This window comes from Halonotius sp. GCM10025705, assembly GCF_042662885.1.
GTDB classification, from domain to species: Archaea; Halobacteriota; Halobacteria; order Halobacteriales; family Haloferacaceae; genus Halonotius; species Halonotius aquaticus.
Genome location: NZ_JBHSZD010000001.1, coordinates 1,977,978 through 1,997,418 on the forward strand (window position 1 = coordinate 1,977,978; position 19,441 = coordinate 1,997,418).

The window sequence follows — 19,441 nt, forward strand, 5'->3', positions numbered from 1 at the left end:
GCGTATCGACGGCCTGGCGAAATTCTCGGCTGAATTTCATGTTTGGTGAGTGCCCCCGAACGGGGGTCGCCGGAGTCGGACGCGCCGCCGCCGAAGCTCAGACATACTGGTCGACCTCCCGCTGGAGCCGCGCGGCAGCAGCCGACAGCGTCTCCCGGCGCGCGTCGAGGGCGTCGCTGTCGGTCGCCACACTCTCACGGGCCGTTTTGATCGACGCGTCGACGGCTCCGGGCGCGGGGCCGCCGACCGAATCGCGGCTCGCCACGCTGTCGGCCGGATCGAGTGCCGACTCGACGCTCGCCTCGTCGACGTACGCGAACAGCGATTCGCCCAGCACATCCTCGGCGGCCGCGTCGAGCACGGCAGCGGTCACGCCGTTGTCGCTGTGTTCCGCCTCCTCGGCAGCCAGCGCGACCACTTCGTGAGCCGTGCGGAACGGCAACCCGGCCATCGCCAGCAGGTCGGCAATCCCGGTTGCCGTCGCAAAGCCGGCACCCGCTTCCGCAGCCAACACCTCGGCGTTCCATTCGGCGGTCGCCACCGCGCCAGCCGCAATCGACGACGCCTCAACGACGGCGTCGACCGCACGGAACGTGTGCGGATGCGCGCGCTGGAGGTCACGGTTGTACGCCCGTGGCAGTCCCTTCAGCGTCGTCAACAACCCGGTCAGCTCGCCGGTCGCGTCGCCAGCGACCGCGCGGGTCAACTCCAGCGTGTCGGGGTTTTTCTTCTGTGGCATGATCGAGGAGGTCGAACTGTAGTCGTCCGATAGCTCGATGTAGCCCTTGTTGGCGAAGACGACGATGTCCTCGGCGAGCCCCGACAGCGTGGTCGCGTGGATCGCCAGGGCAGCGGTCGCTTCCGCGAGGAAATCCCGCGCCGAGGCGGCATCCATCGAGTTCTCGACGACGCGGTCGAAGCCGAGCAGTTCGGCGGTACGCTCGCGGTCGATATCGAACGGCGTGCCCGCGAAGGCTGCCCCGCCGAGCGGCGAGGCGTTGGTGCGGTCGTAGGCATCGAGCAGCCGCGCCGTATCGCGACCGACGGCGGCCGCATATGACGAGAGGTAGTGGCCGACCGTGATCGGCTGGGCCGGCTGGAGGTGCGTGTAGCCGGGCATCACCGTCTCGGTGTGCTCGGCGGCGGCCTCCAGCAACGATTCGCGCAGCGCGAGCGTCGTCTCGACTGCGTCCAGCAAATCGGTGCGAAGGCGGTAGCGAATACAGGTCGCCACCTCGTCGTTGCGGCTGCGGGCGGTGTGCATCTTCCCACCGTCGGGGCCGACGCGGTCGATAACCGCCGACTCGATAGCCTCGTGAACGTCTTCGCCGTCGGGGAGGTCGCCGTGGCCGGCTGCTTCGACATCATCGAGCGCGCCCAGAATGTCGCCGGCCTCGTCGTCGCCGATGATTCCCTGTTCTGCGAGCATAACGACGTGGGCGCGGTCGACCGCGAGGTCAGCGTCGAAAATCCGGCTGTCGCCGGCGAGACTCGACAGGAACTCGCGGGCGGGGCCGCCGCTGAAGCGGTCACGGCGGACGACCGTCTCGTCGTCGCCGGCTCCGTCGGTATCGCTGCGCTCGTCATCTACCATTGCTCGTTAGTCGTCGTCGCTGTCGGCCTGCTTCGCCTCGGCGGCGCGCTTGGCCTCGGCGGCGATGCGATCCTGATAGCCGTGGTATTTGGCGACGCCGGTCGCGTCGGCTTGGGTGATGTCGCCGACTTTCTCCGTGTTGAAGGAAGCGGCGTCGGCAGAGTACACCGCATACTCGCTGTCGCGGCCGACGACGCGGGCTTGGCCGCCCTCGAAGCGGATCGTCACCGTGCCGGTGACTTTGGTCTGGGTTTCCTCGATGAAGCCCTCAAGCGCGGCGACAAGTGGACCATCAACGAGTCCTTCGTACCCCTTCTGACTCCACTCGGCGTCGACCTGCTGTTTGAAGTCGCGTTCCTCTTTCGTGAGGACGAGTGCTTCCAGCCCTTCGTGGGCGTTGAGCAGCGTCGTCGCCGCGGGGTGTTCGTAGTTCTCGCGGACTTTCAGGCCGAGCATGCGATCTTCCATCATGTCGGTGCGACCAACGCCGTAGGAGCCGGCGAGTTCGTTGAGTTCCTCGATCAACTCGATAGGCTCCATTGCCTCGCCGTTCAGCGAGACGGGATACCCGTTCTCGAAGCCGAGTTCGATCTCCTCGCCGAAGCCACTCGGCGCGGTCGTCCACTCGTAGATTTCTTCACCCGGGACGTGATCGGGTTCTTCGAGATCGCCGCCCTCGATGGAACGGCTCCAGAGATTGGTGTCAATCGACCACGTGCCTTCGTTGCCGGCCTCGACGGGGAGGTTGCGCTCGGCGGCGTACTCGATCTCCCAGTCGCGGGTCATCCCCATCTCGCGGACGGGCGCGATGACTTCGAGGTCGGAGGCACGCCAGATCGCCTCGAAGCGGAGCTGGTCGTTGCCCTTGCCGGTACAGCCGTGAGCGATGCCGTCACAGCCTTCCTCCTCGGCGACGCGGAGGATCGCTTTGGCGATCACCGGGCGTGCGAGGGCCGTCCCGAGCGGATAGCCCTGGTAGTCAGCGTTGGCGCGAACGGCGTCGAAACAGAGGTCGGCGAACTCCGCTTTGGCGTCGACGACGTGGTGATCGAGGTCAAGTGCCTCGGCAGTCTCCCGAGCCTCCTCAAACTCATCATCCGGCTGGCCGACGTCAACGGTGACGCCGATCACTTCGTCGTAGCCGTACTCCTCTTCGAGAACCGGCACGCAGACGGTGGTATCGAGCCCACCGCTGAACGCCAGTGCCACGCGGTTTGTCATTACCTACACCAAACGGGGAGTAGGCCTTAAATTCAGTGATTTACAAATCCGAAAATAGCCGGATAGACGGCTCTACGTGGCTGAAAACAGGATTTTCGCGGAAGGAATCAGCGACGGTCGAACCGAAATGAGGCCTCCCGGCCCGACCGTCGAGACGAGGCGAGGCCGCCGGTCGGCCCCGCTCGCGGTAGTCGCCGCAGCCGCCGCTGGCCGACAACAGGCACAGCAGAGCGACGGTCAGCGGTCATTAGTGATTCCTTGGCGGTCGGCTACAAAACGATTTCGTGATCGCTTCGTGTGGAGCCGATTTCAGGCCCACAACGGATCGAATCCAACGTCGACGCCGAACAGCCAGAACGTGACGACGATACCGGCCGCCGCGATCGGCGGAATCGTGAGGTTGTCGTCGACGCCGACGCCACGGATGACCGGCTTGACGCCGTCAGCGACCGCGCCGACGGCCGCACCGACCCCTGCCGCGGCGACGCCGACTGTAGTACTGCTGCCAGCGACCGTGAACGGCACAGCCAACAGAAAACAGACCCCGAACGTCGCGGCGACGACGGCGGGCCGTTTGTGCTCGTCGGCCGCGTTGTCGCCGAGCATCCCGCTGACTGGATCGCCGAGAATCAACATCAGCATCGCCGGAATCGTCACCGACGGGCCGAACAGCACGGCGACGGTGGTCATGCTGAGCATATACAGCGCGTAGCCGGCGACCGCGTGCTGCTCGTACGGGCGGGTGATCTCGTCGTAGAGCCGGTGGTTGAGGCCGACGACCAGCCGGAGAAATTCGAGGGTGAAAACGATCCCCGTCACGACGAGCATGAAGTATCGGAGCTCCCGCCACGTGACGATGTCCAGCAGGTAGATCGCCGGCATCCCGACGCCGCTGGCGTGGATCGCCCGCCGGCCGTACTCGCTCATGGGCGTTGTCTCGGAACTAACCAGGAGGTCGATACTGCCCGGTGCATCGTCAGTCAGTCGTCACGTCGGTGTCGACGCGCTCGTAGCGATCCTGCAGATCGGCGAACTCGCGGTCGCCGTCGAAGACGGCCTCCAACTCCGCGGCGAGGTCGGCGACCGGCAACCGGAGTTGGGCCGCGGAATCGCGCTCTCGCAACGTCACAGTCGTCTCGTCGTCGCCCTCCAAGCCGTCCTGATCGACAGTCACACAGAACGGCGTGCCGACCTCGTCCTGGCGGCGGTATCGGCGGCCGATCGAGCCGGAGTCGTCGTAGCTGACAGAGATGCCAGCCGCTCGGAGCTCGTCTGCGAGGTCGCTGGCAACGTCGATGAGTGCATCGTCGTTGCTGACCAGCGGAAATACGGCCACATCGGTCGGCGCGATCTCCGGTGCTAAGGAGAGGTACGTGCGTGTCTCGTCGTCGACTTCGTCCTCGCTGTAGGCGTGTTCGAGCAGCGTGTAGACCGTCCGGCCAACGCCGAAGGAGGGTTCGACGACGTGCGGCGTGATGTGTTCGCCGTTTTCCGTCTGCTCCTCGACGGAGAAGTTTGCGACCTCGGTGTCAACGGTGTAGATCTCGCCATCAATCTCGACGGTGACTTCGTCGCCATCGAAGGCGTCGGGATCGGACTCAGCGAGGGCCTGCAGCGCGTCGGCAACGTCGCCGGCCGCGCCGCCGAACTCGGGGCCGAGGGCGGCCATATCGGGATCAACGGTCGCCGTTTCGACCGTTTTTGGCTCGTCGTAGCGTTTGAAGACCGTAAAGCGATCCTCGGAGTGTTCGCCGTGTTTCGTGAGGTCGTAGTCGCCGCGGTAGGCGAAGCCGGCGATCTCGATCCAGTTACCGCCGATCTCGCTTTCGGCGTCCCAACAGTCGGCGGCGTAGTGGGCGCGCTCGCCGCTGAGGTGCTGGCGGAACCGGAACCGATCCATGTCGACGCCGACCCGCTCGTACCAGCCCTGGGCGACACCGAGGAAGTAGGCGACCCACGGCGAGGTGATGATCGCGTCATCGACCGCCTCGCCGATCGTTGTCTCGATATACTCGCCGTCGTCGGCGTGCTGTTCACTGACAGGGTAGAGCGTAACCTCGACATCTTCGACAGCTTCGAGCGGCGGCTCATCTTCCTCGGGATCGATGAACTGTTCGAGTTCGGCTTGGGTGAACTCCCGGACGCGAATGATCCCGCGACGTGGGCTGATCTCGTTGCGGTAGGCCGGGCCGATCTGGGTGATACCAAAGGGGAGTTGCCCGCGAGCGTACTCCTTGAGTCGCGGGAACTCGACGAAGATCCCTTGGGCGGTTTCTGGTCGCAGATAGCCGGGCTGGCCGCTGCCGGGGCCGATCGAAGTCTCGAACATGAGGTTGAAGTCCTCGACCGGTTCGCCGGCGAGGTCGGCTCCGCAGGTCGGACACGCGAGGTCGTGGTCGCGGATCAGTTCCTCGACGCGGTCGACGCCGAGGGCTTCGGCGTCCTCGATGTCGGCGACGGCGTCTTCGATCAGGTGGTCGGCACGGTGACTTTCGCCGCACTCGGCGCACTCGATGAGCATGTCGTCGAAGCCGTCGAGGTGTCCCGAGGCCTCGAAGACGGGCTCGGGCATCACGGTCGGGGCTTCGATCTCCTCGTTACCGAGCCGGAGCGTGAACTGCTCGCGCCACGCGGACTCGACGTTGCGTTTGAGCGCCGCGCCCTCCGGGCCGAAGGTGTAGAAGCCCGCCGTCCCGCCGTAGGCCTCGTTGGCACCGAAAAAGAAGCCCCGGCGTTTGGCGAGTTCAGTGAGAGCCTGTTGGCTGGCCATCAGAGCCCCTCCAGCAGGTCGATATCGCGGACGATGCCGATCAGCTCACCACCCGAAACGAGCGGGATCTGTTCGATCTCATTGGAGATCATCGTCTGGGCGGCGTCGGTCGCGGTTTTCGTCTTGCCGATGGTGATCACATCGCTGGTCATGATCTCAGCGACCGGTTCCGCGGGGATCTCAACGTTGCGGGTCGGGAAGTAGCTGTTACCGACGGCCTTGATTCCCTCCCAGGCCCACTCGGAGTCCTGCTCGGCGATGGATTCGCCGGTGTCGTCTTCGCCTTCGACGACGCGGGCGATTTCGACGATGTCGACCTCCGTGAGCATCCCCGTCATGTCGCCGTCGTCGTCGAGGACGACCGTGTAGGGGACGTTTGCGTGGTAGATCTCGCGTTCGGCGACAGTGAGGGGGTACCGACGTAGGTGGTGTTGATATCGCGGGTCGCCAACTCGCCGACCTGGGTGTCGCCGGGGATCTGCTCGCGGGCGATGGCGCGTACCACGTCGGTAACGGTGATGATCCCGTCGAGTTCGTCGTTGTCAGTAGGATCGACAACTGGCACGCGGCGGGCGTCGTTGTCGACCATGTGAGCCGCCGCATCGAGGATATCAGTGTCGGGGGTCACCGTCTCGACCTCGCGGGTGAGCAAGGCGAGTTGATCCTCATCAGGGCGTTCGATCAGCGAATCCCGGGAGATGATCCCCCGGTAGACATCGACGCCATCGACGGCTTTGGTCACCGGAACCGACGAAAAGCCGTGGTCTTGCAGGTACGTCAGGACATCGTCACGAGTGCCGGGCAGCTCAACAGTGACAAGCTCGTCACGGGGTGTCATCGCGTCAGCGACGTTCATACCCCGGCTACCGTCGGCCAGCCTCTTGTATCAACCGAAGGCGGCCGTCGGCGCGACGGTCGGTTCCGACATCATTAAATACCTGAGCGTGTGACAGTATTCCATGACACAGGATCACACGCCTGTTGGGGATGCCGGAACACCCGAAGTCATGGCCGCCGTCGACGACGCCGACAGCCGGCCCTCGTATGTCATCGCCGACATCAGCCGGGACGGCGCGTGGCTCTCCGTCCACGAAACCGACGCTGTGATCCTTTCTGAGTGGTGTTGAGGCCGACCGCCCACACCTGCCTGTTGCTGTATCGGTCACTGCGGGTCAGCTGTTGCTACCCTCGATAACGGCTCATATGCGCTCACAGCAACCACCGATCGCCTGATTCCATGCTCCCGGGATAACCCGGTGCAGTCAAATCCCCACACCGAATACCACCACGTATGCCGAAGGACATCCCGGATCCCAGCGAGACGCGGCGGTTCGAAAACGGGAAAGTCATCGAAATCAAGGTTGACGGCGAGATCGTCATGCGGATCGAACGCCAAAACGAGATCTTTACCTCACCCATTGAGGACGCCGGAATTTGGGCCGCTCTCTCAGGAATCATCGACTCCATCGACGAAACCTTAGAGGACAAACTCGACTCCGAACCGTACGAGATGCTGGATGAACACGAAGTTGAGATCCGTGCCGGACACGCCGGCGACTGGGATCAGATCAACTGAAAGCCGGAGAAACCAATGTGTCGAAAACCGCCCTCCCGTCTGTATGACGGGATCAGGCGATACCAAACCAGTGTCAACGTGTGTTGACTGTTCAAACCGCCTGCCCGGAAAGGTGGCGGTTTCCGCCTGCCCGGAAAAGGTCAGACGGTATCAGAAATGTGGACGGGAATGGTAATAAAACTATCCGTGAAAGTCTCAGAGAAAATAATTTCCCGAGTCGGTCGGTTCGCGCCGTCTCAAGCAGAGATCCGGACTGCAGTCGTGTTGGTTGGATTGCATTATTTGATTTGATATTCTGAACACTACTTATTTATATCACACGTCGGAATCAACAGGCGTCGCCGTGTCAACGACGGCGACTGTCGAACACGCCTGCCCGGAACAGGTCGGGAAGTGATACGTACTTCCCACTCTACGTCTCTCAACGATGACTGTTGGAACCCGGTCGCTGTTCGTTGCTATCAGTTCACGACACTGACGCCGCCATCCACTGTGGCTGTCAGCGACAACGCGATACCCACACCTATCAGATCGGTAGTACAATCGTTTTTACACGCGGAACACAACAGCATAGCTAACGGGGGTTTAGAGTGCGACAGCAAACCAACGGGGACAGACCGAGGGGTAGCGATAGCATCGGAAGAATAGTGTCAATTCTAGCACAAATACAGTGCTGGATCGCCGAGACATACTTTTCTGAGCACTTAAAGACAAATCCGAACTCGGATACCCTGCTGCTCTACGGGGGTACGTTCATGATCGGCGGGCTTGTCGCGGTCGCGCTTTCCTTTGGCCTGAATCTGTTCTCGTTTGTCGTCGCCCGTGTAATGCTCTATACAAGTGCCGCGCTGCTGGTTGTCGGCCTCGCTCTTTGGGTCGTCCATGCGACCTGTCTCAGCCTCGGCTACCTCGCCCGGATCGAACACCAACTATCGGGAGACAGTCCGCAGTAGTTAGCTTCGAAACGAAGCGTTTCCGCTGAGACAAACATCCACATCGTCTCCGAGGTGTGCTCCGTTTTCGGTGGCAAGCAACCGAGTAAGCGCAGCACCGTGCTCGCCAGCCCGAGCTTCACATGAAGTCCGCGATCCCGCTTTGTTTGTTTTTGTCATTCTCGAAGATCGATTCCAAAGAACGCTCAAGAATACGAAGTCGCTGTTTGGTGTATTCCCGACAGCCGAACCGGTCGGCGACGGCGATGGCGGTGTCCATGTATTTGTTGACCGATCCCTCGTGAACAGTCAGGTTCACCCGGCCGCCACACTCCCGGCAGTCACCCGACAGCGGCATCCGACGGTAGCTCTCTCCGCAGTCGAGACACCGAGTTTCCTGCCGCGAGAAGGCCCGGAGGTTGCCGATCAAATCGGGCAGGAAATGGTACTCGATGACGCGTTCGGCCACGTCAGTTTCGTCAACTGCCCGGAGTTTGCGCGCCAACTCCAGTTGGGCATCCATCTTATCCATCATCGAATCCAGCGTCTTGTACGCTGAGAGACTTGGCCCCATGTGGATGTTCGTTGTCGAGTGGGTGTGTTCGAAGCCGTGGTACTGCTCGGTCGTATCGAGAGTATCCTCGCCGGTTGTGATGTCAACGGTCTCCGGATCGGCCATCTCGCGGGTCGCCTCGTAGAACGCCCGAGGATACGTCGAGACGATATCCATGTTGTGGGCCTCGTCGTCGATCTCGGTTGGATCAACCCGCGAGGACATAACCAGTGGGGCGTCCATCCGGCCGCCGCGTTTGTCCGGGAGAAATTGTCGGCTAAAGTTCAAGAGGCCGTCCATGAGCAGCATGACGCAGTCTTCGTCACCATCACACTGGGCTTGCAGCGTGTCGTTTACGACAATTCTATGGGTATCTTCGACAGTAAGACAATACGTATATTCAGTGTCAGATTTTGTATTATTAGTAGTCACAACGGGATCAACAAGGAAATCGCCAGCTCCACCGTCGAACACGCGCCGTCTTCTGTGTGGGATCGATTCTACCTGTTGCTGAAGTCGTGTTTCTTTCCTGAGAGGTGAAACCCGGCTGTTTCGGCGAACCGGACGGTATCCTGTGAACTTATTCTGAGCCTGTAGCACCGCGCCGAGAGAGGCGACTCCTCACTATCATAGAACGCGGGGAAGTTTTCAACGAGGGGTTTCGGATCGGTTGTCGTTACTCTCGTGGCGATTCCAAGTCGAGTGAGAAGTGCCAAGAGATCCTGTTTCAGTTCCTGACTCACTGTTGTTGCCGACACAGCAAGACTGCCCGAAGCAGTGCTTCCGTCACCGCTGAAATAGCCACTGAGGTATGCCGAGATAATCGGCTTCGGTGCGTTGAAAATACACTGCGGCACGCGCTTCGTCTCCGCGAAGATACCCGCGTCTAACACCGTATCGAAGAACGTCCGCGGCAACCGCCCCGAGACGGTCACTTTCGCGTCGTTCTCGCGGTACGGCTCAACGCCAAACTCGCGTTCGAACACGTCAATGTAGAACTCACGCGCTTCCGTCTCTGTCCCGCAGATCGTCGTCTGGTGGATCGTCCCCTTCGGTGTCTCCTGTTCGCGGGCGAATCCCTCTGCGGCATAGTATCCCAGCAGCGTCGCAACGTCTTCGGTGAGATCCACCATGCGGTTCATTTCAGCGGAATCCCGTTTCATGCCAAGCGTCACGTCATCGGGGACGAAGTCGAGAACGGCCTCGACCGAGTCGCACAGTTCTAGCAGGATATGCGCCGGCACGCTCCCTCGGTAGAGATAGTTGCTCAGCGTCTTGTGCGACATCTCGAAGTACTCGGCCGTATGCTTCAGCGGGTAGAACTGCCCGTCCCACTCAGCCGCCAGTTTCGCTTCGAAGAGGTCGTAGAGAGCATCCTTCTCGATGCCTTTGATCATCAACCGACTGTTGTCGATGGTGTCGGCGCGGATGAACTCCGCTAACAGATCGAACTGCTGTGGCTCCGCGGACGGCTGCACCGTATCGAGGTGTTCCGGCGTGATGAGCGAATCCGCCGTCGTGAGTTCGTTGGCCCGTTTCGTTCGTCGCTCGCCGTCCGCGAAAACCTGCATCTCGTGATCCGGTGTCACTGTGAGTTCCCGCCCGCTCCGGGTTTCGATCTCGACCATGTGCTCGGGTGCGGGGTGTTTCGAGAGGGCCTCGACCGACTTCGTCACAAGCGACCCGCCTTCGTCGATGCTGGGAACCGAAATCGCGCCGTCGATCTCCTCGATGAGCGTCCCGAAGTCGTCCTCGCGTGGGTCGTCTAAGCGATCCTCAACGACTGTCCGGATCGTCTCGTGGTGCCACTCGCCAGCCTCGTCTTCGAGCCAGAGTTTCGTGTCGGGGTGGAAGCAGTTCCGCCGCTTGGCGGCATGAAAGTACGGATGTGCGTAGCCGACGGCGGCACTCGTAAATCCTATCACACGGCCGACAACTGCGGCACTCGTGTGAGGGGCCATCCCGAAGACGAGTTCGCCGACGAGGTCGTCGCGCTCGTCGATATCGTAGAACGCCGGCAGCCCGTAGAACCGCTCCAAAAGGTCGTCAACGAAGTCGGCCGTCTTGATCATGTGTTCGGCCGCGCCATCGGAGAGAACGATGTCCTGTACCTTGAGTTCGACCACCTGATCGTCATGCCGCAACGGATCGCCGTCGATGTCTGTCTCGTAGCCGAGTCCGCGGAAGTGATCGGCCGTCACGTCCAACTCCTCAGGTTTGACCGCCGTGACCGGGAGGTCGGTCATGTCGTAGCGGACGGTGCCGTCTTTGAACGAGGAGACATCGTGTTTTGCCCGGAGAATCCCTTTCTCCATCGGTTCGGGTGTCTTGTTCGCCGAGGACAACCCCTTGACGCCTTTCAGGATCTGGAAGTTGCCTTCGCGTTCGTTGATCTCGTCGAGAGCGTCGTGGTACTCGGCGTTGAGGTCGACAGTTTCCCAGCCGGCGGCGTCGACCTCGCGGCCACACCCCGGACATTCGACGCGACCGGCCTCGTCGGGCTCGCAGACGATTTCACACTCTTCGCATTCGTAGTGGGGCTCGGTGTGGCTGCCGCAGTCCGGGCACCGCAGTTTGAATGTCTCGGCCTCGCAGTCGGGACACCGACGCTGGCCGATCTGCATGTCGTGGACGCCGCGGCGACCCTGCTCGTCCATCGTCGTCGCAGCCTTGGCGACATCGCGCTGATTGCCGCCGGCTTCGGTGATCGGGAACAGCGTGTGGACGGCCGGTGAGAGGTCACGTTTTTCGGATTTCTCGGGGCGGCCCATCCGCGCGCCGATCCGGGTCGGTGCACGCTCCCGGATCTCGAAGGGCGCAACCTCGTTGACAGCGGTGATCGCGTTGTCGCCGCCGTCGAACTCCCGAGCCGCCGCTGAGAGCTCGTCCCACGGTTTCGTCAGGTCGTCGTCGAGGCCGAGCGACAGCGCGAGCGGTTTCCAGTCAGGGATTGCGATGGTCGCCTCGCGTTGGTGATGGCCGACGAGCAACGTTTCCAGCGTCTCCCGAACCGACTCGGTGCGGTCGATGACGAGATGCCCGTCCGCCGTTTCGCCGTCGGCGACAGCCGCAGCCAGTGCCTCGAAGTCGTCGACCGAGATGTCGTGCCAGAGGTAGGTGTAGGTCGGGTGCAGCGGGCAGTCGTACTCGGTGGCCCACTCGATGGCCTCGGCCGCTGAGGGATCCTCAAGATCGATCCGGGGGTCGTCTTCGAGGGCCTGCACGTCCGCGCCGGCGTCGTCGAACTCCTGCACCCACCACTCGGGCGCGTACGCGGCGGGCGCGAGCGGGTGGTTGTTCTCGACGAACTCGCCGTAGTTGACGAGGTATTCGCCGAGATCGAGGATTTTCTCGACGCCGTTGCGGAGTTCGAGCGCCTCCTCGGGGTCGTCGATCCGCCGTACCTCGCCGGTCGCCAGCCGGACAGTCGGCCCCTCGATGGAGTCCACGGGGATGATGCCGGCGGCCTTGCCCGGTCGTTCGGTTTTGATTTGGGTGCCCGTGGCGAGGAAATCGTCGATGATGTGCATCGTCGCCGGGTGGACGCCCGCGGTCGCAAAGCCGAGGTTTCGCGCTCGGCCGTAGCGAAGTCGGAACCCACCGGCCTCGGAGGGGTGGCCGAAAACGGGCCGGCCGGCGATTAGATCCAGCAGGTACTTCGATTTCGGTTCGACGCGCGGCGGGCCGGCGGGGGCATCGGCTGCGGGGTCGTCAGCGTCGCCATCGGCGTCGTCGGCGTCGCTGTCGTCGGCAGCATCCTCGTCGCCGTCACTGCCGTCATCGTCGGAATCGGCTGCGTCGCCGCTGTCGTTGCCGATGGTGCCGTCGATCAGGTCTTGCAGCCACGGCCACTCGACTTCATCGAGTTGGCGGGTGTACCGCTGAATCTTCGGGGCCTTGAGTGCGATCCCCTCGGCAGCGACCAGACACATCCCACCACGCGCGGAGTTAGTGTCGACGCGGTCGAGATCGCGGTACCCTGAGACCTCCTCGTCGCCGGTCGCCTCGCCGTCGAGCATGATCGGCATGTTGGTGGCGATAAAGCGGCTCTCCTTGTCTTTCGGCGAGTACTGGAGGCCCGTCTCCTTGTCGTAGAGGTTGATCTCCTCGACGTAGCGTTCGATCTCGGCGTCCCGGCCCTTGTATTCGGCGAGGCCGAGGATGCTCCGGGTGTAATCGGCGACCAGCACCGAGAGAGCCTGGGCGGTGCCGCCCGCCGAGCGGATCGGCCCGGCGTAGTAGACGTTGACAAATTCGGTGCCGTCGTCGTTTTCCAGCAGTTCGACGCGGTCGATTCCCTCAATCGGCGCGGCGACGACACCCTCAGTGAGGAGGGCGACGGCGGTTCTGACCGCGCCTTCGATCTTTCCGGCCTTGCCTTCGTAGTCGCCGACCCGGCCCTCAGCGAAGTCCTTGGCGAGTTCGAGGGCGGCCTCCTCGCGGGACATCTCGCCTTCGAGTTCGCGGACGCGTTCGGCGACGCCGGGGATGCCGAGGATGTTCTCGACGCGGTCGGCCATATCCTTGGCAATGGGGATCTCGACTTCGGGTTCGGGGTCTTTGCCCTGGCCCTTGGCGCGTTCGGCGACCGTCATCGCCTCGTCGAGGCCGGATTCAAGACGGTCGAAATACTGCTCGTCTTCGGGCCGCATCGGCGTACGGTTGGATTCGCTGGCGTCGTCGCCTGCGTTATTGGCGTCGGCGTCGCTATCGGCAGCGTCGCTTCCGCCCCCATCCGGATCGCTCGTTTCGCTCACAACCAGAGATCCAGTGCCGTCGTCTCGTCGTACTCGCGCGTGAGTGGTTCCTCGAAAGCCCGGAAGTAGAGCTCGCCCGCGAAGACGGTCGCCGTGTTGATGTGGCCGGCGAGAGCCTGTCCGCTTCGCCGGGAGAGCACGGCGTGGGTGTGGGCGAACAGCTCGCCGTCAAGCTTGCTTACGTTGCCAACGCAGGCAGCGACCTCCAGCGGTTCCTCGAAGTCGACCGACTGGTACTCGCCGTCGTCCTGATCGTAAAACCAGACCTCGGCGTCTTCGACAGAGCCGATCGCGGAAAACCAGCCGGCCTCGGCGTCGACCTCGCTGGCGAGCGATTCGATCTCAGCCCGCCAGTCCGCCCCGGTTTCGAGTCGAGCGACGTACTCGCCGGTGACGGTGACCTCGCGGTAGTTCATGGACTCACCATCGGGGCTGGAGGGCAAAAAGGTTCAGTTGTCGACGGGGCAGACGCCGCACCAGCCCGATCGATGACAGCACCGCATGGCCCCGAATAGTGGTATGTAGACATACACCATGATTCAGAACTGATCTACCGCTGGGCCACGATGAGGTAGATACACATGACTGACATAGAGAGCGGCCCGGATGATACCGAGGCGACCGCCGACAACGAAGCGGCTGGCGATGAGGAAATGACCAACGACAGCGATGAGCAAACAACCATCCGCACCGGCCGCAACTTCGAGCAGACCTACCGGCTGTCGGCCGCCGAGACCGGCGAGTTTCTGATCGCGGTCGGCGAACAGCTCCGCGATAGCGACGAGATCACGATCACCGACGAGGAGTGGGAGCTTCCCTTGCCTTCGGTGAGCCGGTCGAAGTCGAAGTCGATTTTGAGGGGATGGACGATCCCGAACTCGAACTGGAGATCGAGCTCCCCGGGCGGCCGGACGACACCGCCCCACAGGTCGAGTAAGCGAGCACCGACAGGAGCGGCTACTCCCAGCGAAACCCGCGGCTGTCGGGCGGAGTGAGCGGACTCGTCGGCAACGCATCCCCGACCGCCGGCTCGTTGTAGGCTCGCGGGGCGATATCGTTGGGTCCATCAGGGTAGAACAGCGACGCCAGCAGTTGGAGCTGTCCGCGGCCGACACCGAGTTCGAACTGCCCGCCGCCGTAGCAGCGAATCCCCTGGGCCTCACAGTAGGTTAGTGTCTCAAGCAGTGATTCAAGACTTCCGAACCGCGAGGGTTTGATGTTAAGCCAGTCGGGTTCCCACGGCAGCGATTTCACATCAGCGAGGCTCTCGATCGGTTCATCCCACGAGACCCGGCTCCGGACGGCGTCGTCCTCGAACAGCGGCCGCGTCTCCGCTGTCAGCGCGGGATCCTCGATGATCGCCTCGGGAAACCCATCGATAACTCGCTCGTAGAGCGCGGGGTCGGCTGGCGAGTCGACATCGGTGTCCTCGTAGTGGCCTTTGAGGTCGAGAATCCGGACGCGGTCGGTGTCGGACAGCGTTGCGACGAGGGTGTCATCCCACGCTTGCGTCGGATCGAGTTTGAACTCGACGCCGGGCACCCGTTCGCGGAGCGCGTCGATCCGCTCGGTCGTCGGGGGATCGCCGAGCCGCATGCTCGTGACAAACCGCACCGGCTCGCGGCGACGATCAAGCAGCGTCGGGAGATCGGTCTCGTTTTGTCGCAACGCAAGATCGAGGGCGGCCGATTCGAGGGCCCACTGTCGGTAGTGTCGGGAGACCGGTCGCGCCGGCGGTGAGGGGAACAACGAGGCGTCGGCGACCCGCTCAGAGAACGCGGCAAGCGTGTACTCGCCGGTGAGATCGGGTAATCCTGCATCCGCGAGGTCGTCGTGGGCGTCGGCCTCGTAGACCACATCCTCGCCGCGACCCGTTTCGCCGTCACCTGACAGGACGATCTCGGTCGTCACCCGAGTGAACTGTGAGGTCTCGCGTTCGTATCGCTCAGTCGATAGCGACGTGATCGACACCGGCAGATCGAGCAGCTCAGCGACTGTCATACCACCAGTTGACGGGCGACCTGCAAACGGTTTGGGGTCGATTACCTCCGGGTGCCGGCAGCGGGACGGAACACAGAGAAACAGCGAGACACTATCGATCAACGCCGGTGCGGGCAGCGACACGCGGTTCATGATGGCCACCGGCGGCCTGCTGTGAGCGTGTCGCCGACGCGGGTTGATTAATAATCGCTCAGAGAGCGGCTATCTCGCTGTCGTGGGTGCAATCACGTATCGTTCGGGCCGATCCGTGCTTATTCACCCGCAACTTGCACGACCTGCTTGCCGATATTATCGCCAGCAAAGAGTCCAAGGAACGCCTCGGGTGCGTTCGAAAGCCCCTCGACAATGCTCTCTCGATGCGTGAGCTTCCCGTCGGCGACCCACTCGCTGAGCTGTTCGGTCGCCACCTCAAACCGGGTGGCAAAGTCACCGACAAGCAGTCCTTGAACCGTTGCTCGCGGGGCGATCAACTGGGGCAGCTTTCGCGGCCCCGTCGGCATCGACTCAGCGTTGTAATGCGCAATCTGGCCACAGACAGCGACAGTTGCATCCAGATTCAACTGCGTGAAGACCGCATCCGTGATCGGGCCGCCAACGTTGTCATAGTAGACATCCACGCCATCTGGGGCGGCGTCCGCTAAGGCAGCCTGATAGTCGTCGGTGGTCTTGTAGTTGATCGCAGCGTCGAAGCCGAGATCCTCAGTCAGCCAGCGTGTTTTCTCATCAGTGCCAGCAAAGCCGACGACGTGACAGCCATTCAGCTTCGCAATCTGGCCGACCACGGAGCCGACGGCTCCGGCAGCTCCTGAGACGACGACCGTGTCACCGGGTGCTGGATCGCCGACCTCAAGCAGGCCGAAATACGCCGTCCGGCCTGGCATCCCCAGGATACCAAGGTAGGCTTCAGGTGGTGCCACAGACGGGTCAACTGGGGCGACATCAGCAGCATCGAGGAGACTGTACTCTCCCCATGTGCCTTGGCCTGTGACGAGATCGCCGATGTCGTAGGCATCACTGTCAGTTTCGACAACCTCACCGACGATGCCGCCTTCGAGTGGCTCACCGACCGCCCACGGCTCTGCGTAGGATTCTTGCTCGCTCATCCGACCTCGCATGTAGGGGTCAACTGAGAGATAGCGGGTTTCGACGAGGAGTTCCCCATCAGTTGGCGCGTCAGTGTCGGTCTCGCGGAGCTCAAAACAATCAAGATCAGGTTTACCGGCCGGCCGCTGGGCGAGAACCCACTGGCGGTTTGCGTACATTCACGTTTTCATCGCAGCGGCGGGCGGAATAGGCTTGTTAAACACACCAAACAAGCCAGCAGTTTATTTGCGGTTGGAGTGGCGCTGCCGTTGAAAGCGAAATCATGGGATAACCTGGCCATACACAACGAGAACAGTCAGAATTTCACCCACCCCGAACGGCAGATTCGCGAGCTCCAGCGATTTTGTATCGCAATATACGATTTATTCCGGCGATTTCACAGCAACCGCTCACGAGCATGTAGTCTGTGAAAACGCAGCGAAAACAGCCGAAATCGGCGTTAGAACGGAGCCTGCGGGCCTTCGTCGCTGTCGTCGCCACCTTCACCGGGGAAGGAGGGACTCATCCCTTCAGTTTCGCCCATATCCGGTTCAGCACCTTGTCCGGTGTTGGCGTGTACCTCGTTGATCTCGGGGATCTCCTTGACCATCCGGCTTTTGATCGCCTGGATCGTCATCGGCGAGATGCCACAGCCGGAACAGGCACCGCCGAGTTGGATCTCGACCTCGCCGGTCTCAGCGTCGAGGCGCTGGATCGCGGCGTTGCCGCCGTGCATCTGAATCTGCGGGAAGTTGCGCCGCAGGAAGTTCACCACGCGGTCTTGGAGGTCAGAATCGGACGCTGCGGAATCGGTACTCATACCGACTGATTACATAGCGACGGGCTTAGGCCTTTGGTTCAGGTGGAGCGAGGCGTGTGATCACACCGCTTCCGTCCGCCATCACTGTTCGCGGTTCTCACGTCACGACCACGATGTTCGCCGTCCCCACATCACGATCACAACTCGACCAACAGCTTACTCGGTCAACTCGAAGAGTTGGCGGAGCTCAGTTTCGATCTCCTTGGTGTAGCGATCCAGCGTCTCCTCGAAGGTTTCGCGGTCGACAACGACACCCGTCAGCCGGTCGTACGGATCTTCCGGCAACGCGACGGTAAACCCGTCGTCGGGGTCGTATATCGGCTCGCTTTCGTTGAGCACCTGCTGATCGATGCCGTGGATCAACGTCGAGTCGTAGGCCTCATTCATCGTGTTGAATGCGTTCTTGTAGGCCCGCTGGAGCTGTGGAAAGTAGTGTTCGTACTTGTCTTCGAACTTCTCGGGATCGAACTCGACCATTGGCTGGTAGTTCGGAAGGAGGCCAAAAAGCGGGGCGATTCGCCGCGATAAATGGTATAGCGCGATATCAAATTCGATTCGATAGCGACGGATCGCCGAAGTACCGGCTGTGTCGTGACCTACTCCTCCGCCAACACCGCTTGAAAGTCCTCGACGCCCTCGTCCACCAAGAAAATGGCTGCTCAGCTACGCATCGCTACGTGGCTGTCGAAATCGACGACGCGGAGCCGAGTCGAACGGCGAATCAGAACTGTTGCCACGGCGTCGGCGAGGAGAGCCGACCACGAATCCGCAGTTCACGGCCGTCGTCGGCCGTTCGGGTGTCGACGACAGTCTCAAATGGATCAAGCAGCGTGTGAATCGTCTGTTCGTCGTGCATCGTTTCGTTGATCACCGCGATCGTTGGCCACTGTTCGTTTTGCGTCTGGCCGAGCAACACCCGGGTGAACTGGTAGATCCGGTCGGCCTCCCAGTACATCAGGAGTTGGGACAGCGAGTGCAGCCCGACTGTCAGGTCGTCGTCGGCCATCGCCTCAGTCAGCTGTGTGAACTTCACGCCCAGATCGGTGAGGTTCTTCGGCGAGGAGATGTATTTCGTCAGTTCCGTGTCCTCGACATCCGATCCCTGCTCGCGGCTGACACAGTCGACAACGCCGATCGTGTCGCCGTCGTGGCCGGTGAGTGTCTCATAATCCTCGCGGACGGTCGGAGCGTCATGGCCGGTCGATAACACGAGCGCGCGATCGGCGCGCGCGCCAAAGATCCGATGCATGAGCTCGTATTTCCCGCTCATCGGCGGCCCGGCAATGATGATACTCGGCGTATCGGTGAGCCGGTCAGCCAAGGGGAGTTCGGTTACGGACATTGGATCGGACGGGGCCGCCGACAAGCCGGGCGACGCGGCGCGTGGTGAGCGGTCGATACGGAGACCCGGCCGTTCGGCAGGGTGCGGAGAGTGTCCCCCCGAGAAGCAAAGCAGGTCGGTGACAGACGGCGGGGACGCTCATAGATAGATACGTCTCACAGTGGCAAATAAACATTGGCCTCAAATTCTCACAGGTGAAACCGATCGGCTACTCGGCGGTGACGACGTTGGGATCAACCCAGACGACAAAGCGATCCTCGTCTTTGACAATGCCGTGGACGTTTTCGTCGTCGGCGGTCGTCGTCTCGTCGACCTCGTCGGGGGTGACATCGGTGACCTGATAGACTTCATCGACGATCCACGCGACGGTCGCCTGGTCGTCCATGGCATCGGGATCGAAGACGATGATCCGTTCGCGGGCCCCGCCTTCCTCGATATCGAAGATCGTCTTCGGGTTGATAATCGAGGTTGTCCGCCCTCGAAGATCCATGACGCCCTCAACGTGTGGCGGCGAGTTCGGGATACGGGTGAGATCACCGGCATCGACGATCTCGTCGATCACCCCGATATCAAGACAGTACGTCTCATCGCTGAGCCCGAACTCCAGCACTTTGGTTGCCTCGCCCGTGGCGGCGTCAGCATCGGCGGGTTGGGCTTCACTCTCGGACATGTGCGTTATTGACGGGGTACCGGTAGTTAACTCTGTCCAATAACGTATCAATCACCCGGAGAGAGCCGGTGGGTTTATTCTTGCCCTTTTTGTAGTACCTACAACAATGTGGGGCGAGATCC

At 62.0% G+C, this 19,441-nt stretch carries 15 protein-coding genes and 3 pseudogenes; 4 read left to right on the top strand and 14 right to left on the bottom strand.

Translation table 11 applies throughout. The features are described from left to right. Nucleotides 1-97: 97 nt before the first annotated feature. The 6 genes and pseudogenes from argH to ACFQJB_RS11095 form a co-directional block, all read right to left on the bottom strand. On the bottom strand, nt 98-1,594 hold the full coding sequence (argH, locus tag ACFQJB_RS11070) for an argininosuccinate lyase (RefSeq protein ID WP_379727256.1): 1,497 nt from the start codon (nt 1,592-1,594) through the stop codon (nt 98-100). 6 nt (nt 1,595-1,600) lie between these two features. Continuing rightward, nucleotides 1,601-2,815 (bottom strand): argininosuccinate synthase, encoded by a 1,215-nt coding sequence (locus ACFQJB_RS11075; protein ID WP_379727259.1) that lies wholly within the window; start codon nt 2,813-2,815, stop codon nt 1,601-1,603. 107 nt (nt 2,816-2,922) lie between these two features. Next, complete coding sequence (locus ACFQJB_RS11080) at nt 2,923-3,063, bottom strand: hypothetical protein (RefSeq protein ID WP_165853311.1); 141 nt, start codon at nt 3,061-3,063, stop codon at nt 2,923-2,925. Nucleotides 3,064-3,124: 61 nt separating this feature from the next. Continuing rightward, entirely contained in the window at nt 3,125-3,742 is a 618-nt protein-coding gene (locus ACFQJB_RS11085; RefSeq protein WP_379727262.1) for a dolichol kinase, read from the bottom strand. A 49-nt stretch (nt 3,743-3,791) separates the two neighbouring features. Beyond that, nucleotides 3,792-5,585, bottom strand: coding sequence for a glycine--tRNA ligase (gene glyS, locus ACFQJB_RS11090; RefSeq protein WP_379727265.1), 1,794 nt, complete (start codon nt 5,583-5,585; stop codon nt 3,792-3,794). Continuing rightward, nucleotides 5,585-6,441, bottom strand: a pseudogene (locus tag ACFQJB_RS11095) (CBS domain-containing protein). Before ACFQJB_RS11095 ends, glyS begins: the two are co-directional and overlap by 1 nt. Before the next feature lie 103 nt (nt 6,442-6,544). Here ACFQJB_RS11095 and ACFQJB_RS11100 point away from each other — a divergent pair. The 3 genes from ACFQJB_RS11100 to ACFQJB_RS11110 all read left to right on the top strand — a co-directional run bounded on the left by ACFQJB_RS11100 (nt 6,545) and on the right by ACFQJB_RS11110 (nt 8,114). Further along, nucleotides 6,545-6,712, top strand: a complete 168-nt coding sequence (locus tag ACFQJB_RS11100) for a DUF7556 family protein (protein ID WP_165853312.1) — start codon at nt 6,545-6,547, stop codon at nt 6,710-6,712. A gap of 164 nt (nt 6,713-6,876) precedes the next feature. Beyond that, complete coding sequence (locus tag ACFQJB_RS11105) at nt 6,877-7,161, top strand: hypothetical protein (RefSeq protein ID WP_379727268.1); 285 nt, start codon at nt 6,877-6,879, stop codon at nt 7,159-7,161. Between the two features lie 755 nt (nt 7,162-7,916). Next, entirely contained in the window at nt 7,917-8,114 is a 198-nt protein-coding gene (locus ACFQJB_RS11110) for a hypothetical protein (RefSeq protein ID WP_379727271.1), read from the top strand. A gap of 118 nt (nt 8,115-8,232) precedes the next feature. Here the strand turns inward: ACFQJB_RS11110 and polC are convergent. Together polC and ACFQJB_RS11120 are read right to left on the bottom strand one after the other, a co-directional pair. Continuing rightward, a pseudogene (polC, locus tag ACFQJB_RS11115) lies at nt 8,233-13,298 on the bottom strand (DNA polymerase II large subunit). 101 nt (nt 13,299-13,399) lie between these two features. Further along, entirely contained in the window at nt 13,400-13,819 is a 420-nt protein-coding gene (locus ACFQJB_RS11120; RefSeq protein WP_379727274.1) for a PPC domain-containing DNA-binding protein, read from the bottom strand. Nucleotides 13,820-14,056: 237 nt separating this feature from the next. Here ACFQJB_RS11120 and ACFQJB_RS11125 point away from each other — a divergent pair. Continuing rightward, nucleotides 14,057-14,340 (top strand): annotated as a pseudogene (locus tag ACFQJB_RS11125) (amphi-Trp domain-containing protein). A 20-nt stretch (nt 14,341-14,360) separates the two neighbouring features. Here ACFQJB_RS11125 and ACFQJB_RS11130 read toward each other — a convergent pair. The 6 genes from ACFQJB_RS11130 to ACFQJB_RS11155 all read right to left on the bottom strand — a co-directional run bounded on the left by ACFQJB_RS11130 (nt 14,361) and on the right by ACFQJB_RS11155 (nt 19,319). Next, nucleotides 14,361-15,404: a hypothetical protein gene (locus tag ACFQJB_RS11130; protein ID WP_379727277.1), complete on the bottom strand. Its 1,044-nt coding sequence runs from the start codon at nt 15,402-15,404 to the stop codon at nt 14,361-14,363. A 251-nt stretch (nt 15,405-15,655) separates the two neighbouring features. After that, nucleotides 15,656-16,666 carry an NADP-dependent oxidoreductase gene (locus ACFQJB_RS11135; RefSeq protein ID WP_379727280.1) on the bottom strand — a complete coding sequence of 337 codons (1,011 nt, stop codon included), beginning with the start codon at nt 16,664-16,666 and terminating at the stop codon, nt 15,656-15,658. Between the two features lie 281 nt (nt 16,667-16,947). Beyond that, nucleotides 16,948-17,307 (bottom strand): NifU family protein, encoded by a 360-nt coding sequence (locus tag ACFQJB_RS11140; RefSeq protein WP_379727284.1) that lies wholly within the window; start codon nt 17,305-17,307, stop codon nt 16,948-16,950. Nucleotides 17,308-17,463: 156 nt separating this feature from the next. Beyond that, complete coding sequence (locus ACFQJB_RS11145) at nt 17,464-17,784, bottom strand: DUF5783 family protein (protein ID WP_379727287.1); 321 nt, start codon at nt 17,782-17,784, stop codon at nt 17,464-17,466. A 244-nt stretch (nt 17,785-18,028) separates the two neighbouring features. After that, on the bottom strand, nt 18,029-18,649 hold the full coding sequence (locus tag ACFQJB_RS11150) for a DUF7504 family protein (protein WP_120103644.1): 621 nt from the start codon (nt 18,647-18,649) through the stop codon (nt 18,029-18,031). Nucleotides 18,650-18,857: 208 nt separating this feature from the next. Then, nucleotides 18,858-19,319 carry a chemotaxis protein CheW gene (locus tag ACFQJB_RS11155; protein ID WP_379727290.1) on the bottom strand — a complete coding sequence of 154 codons (462 nt, stop codon included), beginning with the start codon at nt 19,317-19,319 and terminating at the stop codon, nt 18,858-18,860. Nucleotides 19,320-19,441: the final 122 nt, after the last annotated feature.

What these genes read in the sequence shown, in the direction of transcription:
- ACFQJB_RS11105 (WP_379727268.1), top strand. Translation starts at nt 6,877, where the DNA reads ATGCCGAAGGACATCCCGGATCCCAGCGAGACGCGGCGGTTCGAAAAC.
- ACFQJB_RS11140 (WP_379727284.1), bottom strand. Translation starts at nt 17,307, where the DNA reads ATGAGTACCGATTCCGCAGCGTCCGATTCTGACCTCCAAGACCGCGTG.
- glyS (WP_379727265.1), bottom strand. Translation starts at nt 5,585, where the DNA reads ATGGCCAGCCAACAGGCTCTCACTGAACTCGCCAAACGCCGGGGCTTC.
- ACFQJB_RS11080 (WP_165853311.1), bottom strand. Translation starts at nt 3,063, where the DNA reads ATGACCGCTGACCGTCGCTCTGCTGTGCCTGTTGTCGGCCAGCGGCGG.
- ACFQJB_RS11110 (WP_379727271.1), top strand. Translation starts at nt 7,917, where the DNA reads ATGATCGGCGGGCTTGTCGCGGTCGCGCTTTCCTTTGGCCTGAATCTG.
- ACFQJB_RS11155 (WP_379727290.1), bottom strand. Translation starts at nt 19,319, where the DNA reads ATGTCCGAGAGTGAAGCCCAACCCGCCGATGCTGACGCCGCCACGGGC.
- ACFQJB_RS11145 (WP_379727287.1), bottom strand. Translation starts at nt 17,784, where the DNA reads ATGGTCGAGTTCGATCCCGAGAAGTTCGAAGACAAGTACGAACACTAC.
- ACFQJB_RS11150 (WP_120103644.1), bottom strand. Translation starts at nt 18,649, where the DNA reads ATGTCCGTAACCGAACTCCCCTTGGCTGACCGGCTCACCGATACGCCG.
- ACFQJB_RS11130 (WP_379727277.1), bottom strand. Translation starts at nt 15,404, where the DNA reads ATGACAGTCGCTGAGCTGCTCGATCTGCCGGTGTCGATCACGTCGCTA.
- ACFQJB_RS11075 (WP_379727259.1), bottom strand. Translation starts at nt 2,815, where the DNA reads ATGACAAACCGCGTGGCACTGGCGTTCAGCGGTGGGCTCGATACCACC.
- argH (WP_379727256.1), bottom strand. Translation starts at nt 1,594, where the DNA reads ATGGTAGATGACGAGCGCAGCGATACCGACGGAGCCGGCGACGACGAG.
- ACFQJB_RS11100 (WP_165853312.1), top strand. Translation starts at nt 6,545, where the DNA reads ATGACACAGGATCACACGCCTGTTGGGGATGCCGGAACACCCGAAGTC.
- ACFQJB_RS11120 (WP_379727274.1), bottom strand. Translation starts at nt 13,819, where the DNA reads ATGAACTACCGCGAGGTCACCGTCACCGGCGAGTACGTCGCTCGACTC.
- ACFQJB_RS11135 (WP_379727280.1), bottom strand. Translation starts at nt 16,666, where the DNA reads ATGTACGCAAACCGCCAGTGGGTTCTCGCCCAGCGGCCGGCCGGTAAA.
- ACFQJB_RS11085 (WP_379727262.1), bottom strand. Translation starts at nt 3,742, where the DNA reads ATGAGCGAGTACGGCCGGCGGGCGATCCACGCCAGCGGCGTCGGGATG.